We start from the raw sequence: 15299 nt of genomic DNA, 5'->3' as shown, positions 1-15299 counted from the left end.
TGTTTACAGTATAAAATATAAGGCGAATCAGCTAATCTCTACTATGTAGATAGGAATTATATACTATGTAGGAGAGAGGATGATGATAATGATTTTAAGATTGTCCAAGAAACGCTATTCGGTCTTCATGCTTTTCGTAACAGCCCTTCTTATTGTTCAGCTTTTTGCAGTCGCACCAAATGTCGGGCACGCAGCCACGCAGGCTGCGTATTATGTAGCTGCTAATGGTAGTGATACTAATCCGGGCACACTGTCGCAGCCGTTCAAGACCATTGCCAAAGCAAGGGACGTTGTCAGAACCATTAATACGAATATGACGGGAGATATCCTTGTTTATATTCGTGCAGGGGACTACTTCAATGATACTAGCATTATCTTCACGGAAGCTGATTCAGGAACCAATGGCTACAAAGTTATTTATAAAAATTACGATGCACTCGGGAGCGCACGCATCATTGGCGGTCAGAAGCTGACGAACTGGCAGCTGCATGCGGGCAATATTTATAAGACGAATGTCGGCACGAGCTGGAGCTTCGATACGTTGTACGAAAACGGTGAAAGAGCCAACATCGCCAGATTTCCGAACAACGGTTATAAGAAAATAAAAAGCAGCGATGCGAGTCAACCGAAAAAGGCGTTTATTTACAACAGCGGCGACGTTCCGGCGATCGCAGATATTAGCAACCTGCAAGTCTATGTTTGGCCTGGGGCTGTCAATTGGGCGAATGAAATCCTGCCTGTAGCCGCGATCAATACGACGAGCAAGAAAATCACATTGACGGAGAATCAACGATGGGCCTATTTAGGTAACCTTAGTGCGAACTCTAGGTACTTCCTGCAAGGGGCGATTGAGCTGCTTGATCAACTTGGTGAATTTTATTTGGATAAAGCGGCTGGCTATTTATACTACTACCCAAGGAATAGCAGCATCAGTACGCAGGAGATCATCGCACCGAAAGTGGATCGAATTGTAACCTTTCAGGGAACTACAGCGACGAATCGAGTGACGAATATTCAGCTGGAAGGCTTGACGTTCATGGTCTCTAATAGCACCTATGCGGATATGAATAGTGGAAAAACAGGGAATATTGTCATTCTGAATGCAGATCACATTACGATTAAGAATAATCGCATTGTGAATTCGGCATCGAATGGCGTCTCTTTTCCGCCGAATGATTTTCAGTCGACACCGGTGAAAACACGTGCCTACGACACACTCATCTACGGGAACTACATCCATGATGTTGGCGATAGCGGGGTGCGGATTACAGGTGCGGCTAATACAGCGGATTACACGCATACAGGTCATCTTGTCTCTAATAATGAAATCGATGATATTGCGCGTACGTCAACGAATGGTTCCGGGATTTATTTTGCTAATGCGGGCAGTACCGAAGCTTCCTATAACAAAGTGACGAATGCGACCCATTATGGGATTCAGGTGAAGGGAAGTAAATGGACGGAGATGCCGAATGTGATCGAGGGCATTACGGTGACGCCGGCGAATCGCTATAATTTTAACCCTGGTCGTTATAATGTCATTCAATTCAACGATGTGTCGAAAGTCAACCAAGATGCGCAGGATACGGGTATTTTGAAAACAGGCGGCATTGTCTATGCGACAATTAATAATAACCGTCTTCATGATAGCGGCAGATTCGGCTTACAGAAGGGACTATACCTCGACGATGTGTCTGATCACAATACGGTGACGAACAACATTGTTTACGGGCTAAAAGGCGGCACCAAAATAACCTATAATGTCAAAGGTATCGAAAATCTGGTGCAAAATAACATCGCAGACGCAACTGGCGGTGCCAAAGGCGTGCAATTGAACGTGATTGGCGATCAGCCTACACGTGATAATCAACTTTTGAACAACATCATATTTAAGGCCAGAGTGTTCTATAATTTCTCCTCATGGTCAAGCAGCAGGGTGCAATCATCTAACAATAATACGTTCTATAGTACAACGGGGGCGTACGCCTTCGTCAACATTCCTGGAAGTGATACGTTAGCAACATGGAAGAACCTCTACAATAATAAATATGATCAAAATTCAACAACAGCCAATCCGCTGTTCGTGGACGCGGCGAATCACAATTACACACTGCAATCCACATCACCAAGCTTAGCGCGCGGTTTCGTGCAAATTGATCAGAGCTCCATTGGCTTGAAAAGTGATTATCCTTACTCCGATTCAGCCACCACGATGAGTATTGAAACGAGCATTGTAGAGCCGAATCCAGATGCTTCGTTCGCGGAGGACTTTGAGAATGGCTTCGATGCGTGGACGCCTGTGTACGGAACACCTACGGCAACTACCGCGCATGCGCACACGGGAACCCAAAGCTTTTTCCCCAATCAGGAGCAGGATGAGATCGTCCATGTAATGGGGGATGAAACATATGGCATCCTATCGGTTTGGTTCTGTGACAATCTGAATTATAACGATATGAAGGTCCGCGCAAGATTAACGAGCACAACAACGGAAGAGAATGCGATGATCGGCGTGGTTACGAATACGTCGACGAATAAATATTCCTATTTAGTGGATGACCAAACATGGGTAGCTTCATCCGTCAATCGTTCGTCTGGCTGGCATGAATTTAAGTTTGATCTCTCATCGGGGATCGATACGAAGCTGTATATTGATGGCACATTAATTGCGACAACCGATATCCTCACATCCTTCGATGAAATTTATCTTGGAGATGCTGCCGATACGACGACAACGGGCAATGTCTACTTTGATGATGTGAAATTGTTTGATGTGTTTGAACAATATGAAGAATAAGGAGTCGAATCCCATTTCTAAAAAACCGAACATTGTCATCGTCATCACTGATGATCAAGGCTACGGGGATCTGGGTTGCTTAGGCAACCCGATCGTTTCCACCCCCCATATCGATAAGCTCTATACCGAGAGTAGTCACCTCACGGATTACCATGTCGGACCGACCTGTGCCCCTACAAGAGCCGGGTTGCTGACAGGTCATTATCACAACAGTACAGGCGTTTGGCATACGATTGGCGGCAGGTCGTTGCTTCGTAAGGATGAAGTGAGTCTAGCCGATGTGTTTCGGGCCAATGGTTACCGCACGGGCATTTTTGGCAAATGGCACTTGGGTGATAATTATCCTTATAGACCGCAGGATCGAGGCTTTGATGAAGTCGTTGTCCATGGAGGGGGAGGTATTGGTCAAACGCCGGATTACTGGGGAAATGATTATTTTGACGATACGTATTATGATCGCGGAGTTCCTAGGAAATTTGAAGGCTATTGTACCGATGTCTGGTTTCGATTAGGACTAGATTTTATAGAACGGCATCAGGATGAACCCTTCCTCTGCTATATTCCGACGAATGCACCTCATACGCCTCTCCATATTGCAGATCAGTATGTGGATCCCTATCGTGATCTTGTGCCAGAGAAGCGGGCCAAATTCTACGGCATGATCACAAATATAGATGAAAATGTCGGGGGACTCCGTCGAAGATTGGATGAGTTAGGGCTCACTGATAACACGATATTCGTGTTTACAACAGATAATGGCACTGCGAATGGGTGTGAGCTGGACTCAAGTGGATACGTTACAAGCGGATACAATGGCGGGATGAGAGGGAAGAAAAGCTCGCCTTATGAGGGCGGTCATCGTGTGCCATTCTTCCTTCACTGGCCTAACGGAGGCTACACCGCTGGAGTAGATATCAACCAGTTAACCTCCTACGTGGATATTATGCCTACACTTATGGAGCTGTGCGGGATTCCGACCCCAGCAGAGCTGAGCTTTGATGGGAAGAGTCTGACGCCGCTATTAGCGAATTTGGATGCATCGTGGCCTGAGCGAGCAGTAGTCACGGATTCACAACGTGTTCCAACCCCTGTGAAGTGGAAGGATAGCGCGGTGATGCGAGGCCATTGGCGGTTAATCAATGGCAAGGAGTTGTATCTGCTTCAGCTTGACCCAGAGCAGCGAAGTAATGTTGCAGATCAGTTTCCTGAAGTCGTTGAGCAGCTGCGAGCGGATTATGAGGTCTGGTGGAACCTTGTATCCAGACAATTTGATGAAGAGATTCCGATCAGCATCGGTTCGGAGAAGGAGCCAGTAACCAACATTACGTCTCATGATTGGCGAGGAGATGTCGGAGACTGCGCGTGGAATCAAGGTGATATTCGTGCAGGAAAGATATGCAACAGCTATGTTGAGCTGCATGTCGAAACGGATGGGGAGTACGCATTTGAGTTAAGGCGATGGCCGATAGAGGAAGACCGTGACATCATAGGCGGTATACCTGGCGAATTGCAAGGGTGGTACAGCGGTGGCTTGGCGATTGCGGTGACCAAAGCTACCTTGAAAATTCGTGGTATTGAGGTTACTAGCGCCGTTACCGAGCATGATAAACACATTACATTTACGTTAGCTTTGAGCGCAGGTCCTGCGCATCTGCAAACGTATCTGGAGGATGACGAAGGGAACATTCGAGGTGCTTATTACGTGTATGTGAGGAAAATGTAAAAAGAAGCTCCCACTCGATAGCGATATCATGGGAGCTTCCATTTCATTGTTGTTACCGCTGATAAGCTTCCCAAAACGATTTTCCTAATGGATGGAGTCGATCGTCCCACTCATCTCTGTAACGAAATAAGAGCTCGCGCAACTCACCTACAATCGCTTCGTACGCTTCGTCGTTAATCAAATTCTTCGTTTCATAGGGGTCATCGATGAGATCAAATAACTGCGTTTCTCGCACATTTCTCACATATTCTATGAGCTTATAGCGGTCATTTTTCACACTGCGAATCAGATCACTATAGGCAAAATAAAGCGAATCCCGCAAACGCACAGCTGGATCCTGCATCATTGGGAGTAAGCTAAGTCCTTCTACAGTCGCTGGAGTTTCTACACCAACAAGATCACATAGCGTCGGATAGACATCAAGCAAGTATGCGTAGTTATCCAGTCGCAATCCTTTGGGAACTCCAGGTCCTGCTAAGACGAGTGGGACTCGAACGCTATGCTCATAGTGGCTTTGTTTCCCCATAAGTCCATGCTGGCCTACGGCAAGTCCGTTATCACCAGCGAGCAGAATGATCGTATTCTCTGCGTGCCCTGTCTGCTCCAAGGTAGCGAGGATCCTGCCAATTTCCTCATCGAGGTGGGTAATCATCGCATAGTACTCTAAAAGATGACGCTTAATCTCAGACTCTGTTCGTGGATACGAGGCTAATTCTTCGTCTCGAATTTGCTTAGCGCCGTAGTTAAAAGGGTGCTCCTCCATGAAATTCGGGGGTAGACTGATCTTCTCCACATCGTACAGCTCTCTAAAGCGAGGAGGCATCGTTCTCGGATCGTGTGGAGCCAAATAAGAGACATACATGAAGAAAGGCTCGTCTGATGCGTAATTCTCTAGAAATTGCACGGCTTCCTCACTAAACACATCGGTAGAGTGTTTACCCGTGGAGAAATAGTCGCAGTGAACGTCAGTGGTCTTACTCTCACGAAGAAAATTTTGCGTGAATGGAATGAGATTCTCATACTTACCTGTTGGGTCAAAGTGACAGAGCGGTACATTCCAATGGTCCCACATGCCGCCGAAGAAAACCGAATTCCCGTCCGAGAAGCTTCTGCCGAATGACGCTGGACCATTGTGCCATTTGCCGGTTGCGAAGGTGCGATAACCAACAGCGCGCAGTGTTTCGCCGAGCGTTATGTGCTCAGGTGGAATCTCTTGCCCATTTCTCTCAATATGAAACAGTGTTCGTCCGGAATGAAGCATAGCTCGGCTTGGCATACAAATCGCGGGTGATGTCCCGCTAGGAATATGAGCATGGGTGAAGGCGGTTCCACGAGCGATAAGTGAATCCATATGCGGGGTTATGATTTCAGTATTTCCTAGTGCGTGAATGGCATCGAAACGTTGATCGTCGGTAAATAAGAACAAAATATTCGGCTTTTGTGCCATAGTCATCCCTCAATATGATGTATTTATTACCTATCATTATAGGGCAAAATCATTACCTTTTACATGGAAATGGAGGAGTCTATGATGTCAAATTTGGAGAGTGATCCTGCACTAGCACTTAAGTTATTCCAGCACTTGATCGAATCCATGCTTTATCACTTTCATATCAAAATCCATAGCTGCTATAACCGAATTGTCCCTCGTCATTGGAAATTTCAAGACCGTATCAATGCGGATTTTCACATTATTTATATCAAGGACGGTGAAGGTCGCTATGATATTGAATCGTCAGCCATTCCATTTGAGAAAGGCAAAATCATTTTTGTCAGTCCAGGAATGCTTCATTCCGCTGTTCAAAACACGAAGCATCCGCCTTCGATCATTCCTGTACGTTTTGGTATCTATGATAACCGGACGATGGAGATGGTGAGGCATCACGAGCAGCCTTTTTATTTTTCCTTTACTTCGAACGACTCGATCGCCTTTCAGTTGTTATTTGAAAAGCTATTCGCCTATTCAAAGCTGGCTTCCAAGCCTTCTGGCGAAGCATTACGCGGCACGATTATGAGTGAGATTTTGTTGAGAATCCAAATGGAGCTCTTAGAGGAAGGGGCTGCACCAGCTTGTGATGAAAGAATTGAACGTGTGAAACGTTTCGTGGAACATAATCCGCAGCAGCGATACTTGCCAAATCAATTAGCGGAGATTGCCGGGCTTTCTGAGAAATATTTTCGTGAGCTGTTTAAAAAACAGGTTGGTCAGACGCCAATGGAGTACCAAGTCACAACTCGGATGGCACATGCTCGAATGCTATTAACGGAGAGTGGACAAAAAATTCATAAAGTAGCAACAGCTTTAGGTTATCCAGATCCGTACTCATTCTCCAAGCAGTTCAAACAATCCATGGGATATCCGCCAATTGCGGTGAAAAATAAACAGACAAGAGGTTGGTCATAGGAATCTAAGTTTACTAGGTGTTGAATATAAAGACTTTGTAGGTTACCATCGGAATGAGTTAGTCTGGAGTTGCTTTGGGAAAACTAAAAAGTAAATTCGCAGCCATGGGTTGCTAATAATAAGGTGAAACTATGAAAGTAATGGATACACAATGCCCTTTTTGCAGTGTACAGTGCAAGTTGCAGGTTGTTGAAAAAAGAAGATCTACCGACGGAGAACTGGTATATTCCGTTGTACCCAAGTCAAATCAAGCCTCAGAAGGACGTCTATGTATCAAAGGAATTTACGCACACCAGCATGTGCTCACAGGAGAACGCATTCATTATCCGATGAAGAAGAGGCATGGCGAGTTCGTACGTATTTCATGGGATGAAGCTTATGAGCTCATTGTCAACAAGTTTAACATGCTTCGCTCCGCTTATGGCAATCACACGGTTGGTGTCTATGGCGGCGGTTCACTTACGAATGAATCTGCCTATTTACTAGGCAAATTCGCCCGTGTTGCACTGCAAACGAAGTTTATTGATTATAACGGCAGATTTTGTATGTCGGCTGCGGCATCAGCGGGCGTCAAAGTATTTGGGATTGATCGCGGGTTAACGAACCAGCTGGCGGACATTGAACTCGCTGAATGCATCCTGCTTGCGGGAACGAATATTGCAGAGTGTCAACCGACGCTGATGCCTTATTTTACGAGAGCGAAAGAGAAGGGTACTCTCATCATTGCCATCGATCCTCGGGAAACGGGCACAACGCGGATTGCGGATATTCATCTGCAGGTGAGGCCAGGGATGGATGCAACTTTGGCAAATGGCATGCTGAAAGTTATTCTTGAGTACGGATTAATCGATACAGCCTTTGTGGCTGATCGAACGACGGGATTTCCCGAGTTGAAAGCTCATTTAGAATCCCTTGATATGGCTGAGATTGCTGAATTAACGGGTGTACCCGCGGAGTTGATTCGTAAAGCGGCGCTGAGTTATGGTAAAGCGAAAACAGGTATGGTATTCACGGCAAGAGGCGTGGAGCAGCAAACGGATGGCCACATGGCTGTGCGAAACTTTCTTAACCTTGTCTTACTTACGGGGAAAATCGGCAAACCTGGCTGCGGATATGGCGCTGTAACAGGCCAAGGGAATGGGCAAGGCGGCAGGGAGCATGGGCAAAAAGCGGATCAACTCCCCGGCTATCGTCTGATCGAGAATCCGGAGGATCGCGCTTACGTGGCGAAGGTTTGGGGGATCGATCCGAATGAGCTTCCAGGCAAGGGGGTCTCTGCCTATGAAATGATGGAGAAGGTCCACGAGCAGGAAATACGAGCGCTATTCGTCATGGGCTCCAATCCGCTCGTATCCAACCCGAATGCGAACTTCGTTGAAGAAGGCTTAAAAAAGCTTGATTTCCTTGTCGTAGCGGATTTTCTAATGTCCGAAACGACACAAATAGCTGATTTACTTTTACCAGTCTCCGCGTTTTTAGAGAATGCAGGTACGTTGACGAACCTCGAAGGCCGCGTGCTCTTAAGAGAGGCCGGTCGTCCTGCACCCGGCGAGGTTAAGCACGATTGGCAGATCCTTTGTGAGCTTGCTGAAAAGCTCGGGAGAGGTCGATTTTTCCAATTTGCGGATGTTGAAGCTATCTTTCATGAGCTGCGTGTTGCAAGCCGTGGAGGGACTGCCGACTACTACGGCATCACTTATGATCGGTTAAGGAAGGAAGGGGGCGTTTACTGGCCTTGTCCCGAAGAGGCGCACCCAGGTACTAAACGATTATTCGAAACCTCTTTTCCGCTGCCTGAAGGGAGAGCGCTGCTCACCACCGTGGAGAATCATCTGCCCAAAGAGCAGGTTAGTGAAGCGTATCCGCTCTATTTAACGACTGGCCGAGTGCTTGTTCATTACCTTACTGGCGTGCAAACTCGCAAAAGTCCATCGTTAGCCGCGCGAGATGTGGAATCCTTCATGGAGATCCATCCAAGAACAGCGAAAAGGTATCACATTGAAGATGCGACATTAGTGAAGCTGACCTCCAAACGCGGCGAAGTTTACGTGCGTAGTCGCTTTAGCGAAGCGATTCGCGAGGATACCGTATTCGTGCCTATGCATTGGGGAGATACGCAAAACGTCAACAAATTGACTAATGACGCACTCGATCCAACGTGCAAAATGCCTGGTTTTAAGGTGTGCGCCGTACAAGTAAGCCCATTAGTACCGGAATATGCCTAAAATGAAAACCGAACTCATCGATCACTTAAGCGATGAGTTCGGTTTATTTGTTTGAGTAAGATAATAAGCATATTCCATTGGTTTACGATAAAGATTTTTAAGTTTAAAACCCTTAAGATCCTCGTATATCGTTTTCTGGGGCATTCCATTAAGTTCAATAATCCATAAGCTACTTTGATTGTCTAATACAAAATCCACACTCAATTCTCCCAATGATCCCATAAGAGACTCTGCAACTTGAGCTGCCTTAATGCTTACTTCATTCAGTGACTGTAAGATTTCATTTGCTTTTTCAGGCGAAAGGAGTTGCGGGAGAATCTCTGCTACATCATAAACACGCTCACACATACTTGTGTTAAAGTAACGCTCGTAGGCCACTCTACAAGCTATGTTGGAAACTATCCACTGACCAACATTTCCCTTTTGAACAAGGACACGAATGTCAAAATATTGACGATTGAGTTGACTCATTTGAATCCCTTGTTGAACTAGATAATTCTCTTTTGCTAGAAGTTCATTTAACTTCTCCTGTAGGCTTTCATTTTTTCTGCAAATTATTCTTGGCGCTAAACTGTGTAAGGAAATGTGAATATCTTCATTATCAAGACGTTCAATTCGATAGACAGATGCGCCTTTAGATCCATAAATCGGCTTGATGAAGAGAAGATTATTTATCTCTAATAGTTCTGATATGTTCTCTTCATTATATGGAAGTGTGTTGGGTACATATTGAGAAAGACTTGATTGATGTAGCTGGTTATAGAGTTCCCATTTATTGAATTGATTGATCGTATTGAAACACATCTGATTACCTATTATTTTTTCTAAATGTTGAATTGTCTTGGATACTTTGTTGTAACAACGGTTATAGACGACACGTGGAAATGGGTACAAACGTTGAGTCCATTTGCCATTTTTCAAGCTAAGCCCAATAATACGTTGCTTCTTCCAACGTATATCTGCTGGAGTGAAAGCATAAAGTCTCAGGTTTTGATTTTGATAACGTTGACATAGAGCCAAAATTCTTTTTCTACTTTTCCTTGTAGGTACCATAATGCCTATTAATGGGCGCTTGTCCATTCATCTCACTCCCTAGTCATCGAACCATCTTTAGTAGCTAATGCTAGTAGGGGCATTTTGGTATGGGACAATGACATATACGATCTAATTTATAATGAATATTTGTCTTTATTTACCACTTTCATTAATTTGATAGGCATATACTGTGTCTATCTATTTAGGCTTTTAATATGATGAAATACGTTTGAAAATAGGGAGATGAGATAAGTATGGGGAAATGTAATTGCCCCCCAGGACCTCCAGGGCCAGAAGGACCTAGAGGGCCTCAAGGACCTACAGGGACGCCAGGGGCAGCAGGTTCTACAGGAGCAACAGGACCAGCAGGAGCTAGAGGAGCTACGGGGCCAGAAGGGCCGCGGGGTCACAAAGGACAAGAAGGACCGGAAGGGCCGCGAGGTCACAGAGGGCCAGAGGGGCCAGCAGGACCACGAGGTCAGCAAGGACCAGAAGGAGCAACTGGGCAAGAAGGACCTATGGGACCTATGGGGCCAGCTGGAACAGCGGGGGCTACAGGAGCTACAGGGGCTACAGGTGTAGGAACAACGGGAGCAACAGGAGCAACGGGTGCAACGGGAGCAACAGGGCCAGCGGGTGGTCCACCGGGCCCAGAAGGCCCAACCGGCCCACAGGGAACAGCGGGTGCAACAGGAGCAACGGGAGCAACAGGTGCTACAGGCATAGGAGCGACGGGCCCGACAGGAGCAACAGGAGTAACTGGTCCAGCGGGTGGTCCACCGGGCCCAGAAGGCCCAACAGGTCCAACCGGAGCAACGGGACCAGCGGGTGCAGGAGGAGCAACCGGAGCAACCGGAGCGACAGGAACAGCGGGTGCGGCTGGACCAACCGGAGCAACGGGGCCAGCGGGTGCAGGAGGAGCAACCGGAGCAACCGGAGCAACCGGAGCAACCGGAGCAACAGGGACCGCGGGTGCGGCTGGACCAACCGGAGTAACAGGTCCGGCAGGGCCAGCAGGAGCTGGAGGTTTAATTCCTTTTTCAACGGGGATCATCCTCAGTGGTGCTACAGTCGTTTCGGCTGCTCCGATTCTAATGGGGTTTGGTAGCCACACGGTTGAAGTTATTGATGGTTCTGGACAATCAACGAGTCCACCAGAAGCAGGTGGTTTTGCATTCCCGATTCCCTTTAATGGAACCGTTCAAAATTTACAAATAAGTGCAGATTTATTGGTTGCTTCGGTGGCTTCTATAAATGTGACACCTCTTATTTATGATTTTACAGTTTTCAGAGCACCTTCATTTCCTAATAATGGGGTTAGTCATCTTGCTGCACAATACTTGACAACTCCGCTGACTAGCTCACTTACTTTTGGGGGACCTGGTAATACGGTTGTTGCCGGTACTTTCTATGCAGCAACCAATATCAATCTCGGAGCCTTAGGTGTCGTAGCTGGTGATCGTATTGGTATTCGTATTAGGACAAATGTAGCGTCTAATCCCTCAGCAGCTGATATCACCCAGCTCTCATTTAGCGCAAGTTTATCGTACACACCATTTTAAAAGGTGTAAGATCATCCTCAAAAGCTGCCGCGTGCAGCTTTTTTTACTACATAAGCAGAGCTGTTTTTATCTCAATCGGTTATAATAGGAATGAATTGTAAAGAAATGTAGGACAAGTTTTTTTAGGAGCGAGATAAGAATGAAGCGGATTACGATATTAATCGCAGATGATGAGCCAGAAATTGCTGATCTCGTTGCGCTGCATTTAGAAAAAGAAGGGTACCAGCTCATCAAAGTATCCGATGGGAAGGAAGCCCTTCAAGCAATTGAATCACATGCCATTGATCTGGCGATTTTGGATATTATGATGCCTAAACTTGATGGGTATGAAGTGACGCGGCACATTCGTGAGCGCTACGCAATGCCGATTATTTTTTTGAGCGCTAAATCTTCTGACTTGGATAAAATAACTGGATTGGTCATGGGCGCCGTTGATTATATGACGAAACCTTTCAATCCTATGGAATTGGTGGCAAGGGTGAATGCGCAGCTGCGGCGATCCATGCAATTGAACCAGCCCACAGCAGTTAGTAGTCCAGTGTTGGAAGCAGGCGGCGTGACGATTGATGCGGATCAAAGATCCGTCCTTGTCTTTGGCGAGAAGGTTGAGCTTACACCAAAAGAATTTGATATTTTATTTCTTTTAGCCAGTCATCCTAAAAAAGTGTTTAGTGCGGAGCATATTTTTGGACATGTATGGGGCGAAGCCTATTATGAAAGTGGCAACACGGTCATGGTCCATATCCGTACGCTGCGTAAAAAACTTGGCGAGGATACGAACAAGAATAAATTTATCAAAACTGTCTGGGGAGTGGGATATACATTCAATGGCTAACCTACTGCGCAGTTTCCGCTCCCAAATGATCGGCTTATTCGGACTCAGCATGCTGTTGTCTGGTGCGTTTACCTTTTTTTTGTATAGATTACTGAAGCTTTATTACTCAGGCGTTAAGTATGGCGAGCCCGCAGCTAAATTGCGCCGTTATATTATGTATATTGGTGACTTAAACTTCTTTATAATCGTGTTTATCCCGTTTTCCATTTTGTTTTTCTATTTTCTAACGAAACGATACGCCACTTATTTTCGTGAGATCTCAACGGGGATTCATCGACTTGCTGGCGGCGATTTTCATAATCGAATTTATATTGATTCGAATGATGAGTTCAAGGATATCGCGGATGATATCAACATGGCTAGTGAGAAGCTGCAGCAAGCGGTTGAACGCGGGGATTTTGCAGAAAGCAGTAAAGATCAGCTTGTCTTGAATTTAGCGCATGATTTGCGAACGCCGCTTACTTCGGTCATTGGATATTTGGATTGGATTTTGAAAGATGAACAGTTGTCGCGTGAACAAATGATTCACTACACGACAATTGCTTATAACAAATCACAACGGTTAGAGAAGCTTATTGATGAATTGTTTGAAATCACACGGATGAAATACGGCATGTTAAAGATCGATCGAAAGCCAATCGATTTAAGCGAGCTGCTCGTCCAACTGAATGAGGAATTATACCCTGTGTTTGAAAAAAGTAACCTCATCAGCAGATTGCACGTGACTCCGCATTTGGAGATTATAGGCGATGGGGAGCTGTTAGCCCGCGTTTTTGAAAATCTGCTGACGAACGCCAATCGCTATGGGAAAGATGGTCAATTTGTTGATATCCATGCCCTTCATGATGAGGGGGAGACGGTTGTTCAAGTGATTAATTATGGCAACTGTATTCCCGAAGAGGAACTGCCGCATCTCTTTGAAATGTTTTATACGGGCGACCAGGCGCGAACGCATCAAGGCGGGCGTACAGGTCTTGGCTTATTTATCGCGAAAAATATTGTAGAGCAGCATCAGGGGACGATTACTGTCCAAAGCAATGTGATTCGTACGATGTTTGAAGTACGGTTACCCATTTAGGATGCCATTTAAGAAAAATTTTATTTTTGTCCCACTTCTTTTTTAAACAGTTTTCATTATTCTAAACGCAGTAAGGTTTAGGAGGGAAAACAGTCGATGAAGAAGTGGTTTTTTTGGCTTGTGATAGCTGCACTGCTTGGCTACGAAGCTATACAACAGCATTCAGGTGGCGTTGATGATAATCAAGTGAAAGAAAATGATAGAGCAAGAATAGTCATTCCCCAAGAAAAAGACTTCGCGATTAAACTGACGAAGGATCAGATTCATCAAGGGAATTTGGTCTTAATCAATCAGGAGAATCCCGTTCCTACAGGGGGAATGAATAACGATGTGCTCAACCTTTATCAGCATAAAGAGCTTGTCAAAGGCTTTGGATTGCTAGATAACACCATTCGGCTTTCACGAAGCGTCATAGCACCTTTTACAACGATGATGAATGCCGCCGCGAAAGATGGGGTTAATCATTTTATGATCAACAGTGGTTACCGGGATAATAAAGAGCAAAGTCAGCTGTATAAGGATATGGGCGCTAATTATGCACTGCCAGCGGGACACAGTGAACATAACTTAGGACTGGCACTTGATATCGGTTCTAGCCAAGGTGATATGAATCATTCTCCTGAAGGAGAATGGTTGATAGAGAATGCCGCGTCATACGGATTTATTTTGCGATATCCAAAGGACAAAACGGCGATCACAGGCATCCAATACGAACCGTGGCATTTTCGCTATGTCGGCTTGCCGCACAGCGTAATTATGCAACAGAAAAATTTTGCGTTGGAGGAATATTTGGCCTATTTGAAGCAGCAGATCAACGTCACTACGACGATTAAAGGCAAGAAATATGAAGTTTCTTATTATCCAGTTACCCAAAACAGTACCATTCATGTGGATGGCAATCGTTCTTTTCAACTATCCGGCAACAATATGGATGGTGTCATCGTAACCGTTTTTCCATGATCGTATATCTATCAAAAAGAAGAGAGTGAGGCTGCGGTATGAAACAATTGCAAGGCTGGAATGAAATAATGCTGTCGGCTTTATATGCCGTAAATATGTATGTCGTGTTCAAAATCATTTTATTTAAGTTTAGTTCAATCAACTTACCAATTCTATGGGATCAGCTTCAGCGGAATATAGCGAATCCTATGTATATCAAAAATCGGTTGGAATTCGCTAATTTCATCCCATTTGAATCGATTTCTGAGAATATCCAAAGGTTTAATACCCATGACCTCGTCAATTTATTTGGAAATATTGTGATTTTTATACCATATGGAATTTTTCTCGTGCTTTTGTCGAAGCGGATTTCGCCATTGGGTGTATGTATGCGAGCATTGGGTTTAAGCCTAACATTGGAAGGGTTGCAGGTTATAATGTCGATGGGAAGCTTCGATGTTGATGATCTTATTTTAAATAGTGCTGGAGGCTTGTTGGGGTATTGTGTGTACAAGTTGTTCATTAAGTTCAAAGTAAGCTTGCTGAGTATCATCCAATCGCAAAACATGGAATTATCGAAAGAAAGATAACAAATAGGCCGTCATTCAAGTGGAGTAATCTACCTGAACGACGGCTTATTGGTATTCATTCATAGAGGCGAATGGCTGATCCTATCATGATTATGGTACTATGATGTGAGA

General features: G+C 45.2%; 11 protein-coding genes. 9 read left to right on the top strand and 2 right to left on the bottom strand.

The genetic code is table 11. The annotated features are described in order from the left end of the window. Positions 1–82: 82 nt before the first annotated feature. The gene (locus AC58UX_RS15520) at positions 83–2797 is read left to right on the top strand and encodes a right-handed parallel beta-helix repeat-containing protein (protein ID WP_497254179.1); all 2715 of its coding nucleotides are present in this window, start codon (positions 83–85) and stop codon (positions 2795–2797) included. Next, on the top strand, positions 2787–4520 hold the full coding sequence (locus AC58UX_RS15515) for an arylsulfatase (RefSeq protein WP_497254177.1): 1734 nt from the start codon (positions 2787–2789) through the stop codon (positions 4518–4520). Before AC58UX_RS15520 ends, AC58UX_RS15515 begins: the two co-directional genes overlap by 11 nt. Before the next feature lie 52 nt (positions 4521–4572). Here AC58UX_RS15515 and AC58UX_RS15510 read toward each other — a convergent pair whose 3' ends face one another. Continuing rightward, the gene (locus tag AC58UX_RS15510) at positions 4573–5967 is read right to left on the bottom strand and encodes a sulfatase family protein (RefSeq protein ID WP_497254175.1); all 1395 of its coding nucleotides are present in this window, start codon (positions 5965–5967) and stop codon (positions 4573–4575) included. A gap of 84 nt (positions 5968–6051) precedes the next feature. On the opposite strand from AC58UX_RS15510, the gene AC58UX_RS15505 reads away from it, so the two are divergent. Then, complete coding sequence (locus AC58UX_RS15505) at positions 6052–6924, top strand: helix-turn-helix transcriptional regulator (RefSeq protein WP_497254173.1); 873 nt, start codon at positions 6052–6054, stop codon at positions 6922–6924. 140 nt (positions 6925–7064) lie between these two features. Beyond that, positions 7065–9149, top strand: coding sequence for an assimilatory nitrate reductase catalytic subunit NasC (gene nasC, locus AC58UX_RS15500; RefSeq protein ID WP_497254872.1), 2085 nt, complete (start codon positions 7065–7067; stop codon positions 9147–9149). A 21-nt stretch (positions 9150–9170) separates the two neighbouring features. Here nasC and AC58UX_RS15495 read toward each other — a convergent pair whose 3' ends face one another. Beyond that, entirely contained in the window at positions 9171–10229 is a 1059-nt protein-coding gene (locus AC58UX_RS15495) for a YheC/YheD family endospore coat-associated protein (protein WP_497254171.1), read from the bottom strand. A 209-nt stretch (positions 10230–10438) separates the two neighbouring features. On the opposite strand from AC58UX_RS15495, the gene AC58UX_RS15490 reads away from it, so the two are divergent. The 5 genes from AC58UX_RS15490 (at position 10439) to AC58UX_RS15470 (ending at position 15188) form a co-directional block, all read left to right on the top strand. Next, on the top strand, positions 10439–11746 hold the full coding sequence (locus tag AC58UX_RS15490; protein ID WP_497254169.1) for a collagen-like protein: 1308 nt from the start codon (positions 10439–10441) through the stop codon (positions 11744–11746). A gap of 139 nt (positions 11747–11885) precedes the next feature. Next, entirely contained in the window at positions 11886–12581 is a 696-nt protein-coding gene (locus AC58UX_RS15485) for a response regulator transcription factor (protein WP_497254167.1), read from the top strand. Then, positions 12574–13659 carry a sensor histidine kinase gene (locus AC58UX_RS15480; protein ID WP_497254165.1) on the top strand — a complete coding sequence of 362 codons (1086 nt, stop codon included), beginning with the start codon at positions 12574–12576 and terminating at the stop codon, positions 13657–13659. Before AC58UX_RS15485 ends, AC58UX_RS15480 begins: the two co-directional genes overlap by 8 nt. A gap of 96 nt (positions 13660–13755) precedes the next feature. Continuing rightward, positions 13756–14619 carry a M15 family metallopeptidase gene (locus AC58UX_RS15475; RefSeq protein WP_497254163.1) on the top strand — a complete coding sequence of 288 codons (864 nt, stop codon included), beginning with the start codon at positions 13756–13758 and terminating at the stop codon, positions 14617–14619. A 38-nt stretch (positions 14620–14657) separates the two neighbouring features. Next, positions 14658–15188, top strand: a complete 531-nt coding sequence (locus tag AC58UX_RS15470) for a VanZ family protein (RefSeq protein ID WP_497254161.1) — start codon at positions 14658–14660, stop codon at positions 15186–15188. Positions 15189–15299: the final 111 nt, after the last annotated feature.

It is taken from the genome of Paenibacillus sp. J22P90 (assembly GCF_059692195.1).
This window is presented reverse-complemented; position numbering and strand designations above follow the sequence as displayed.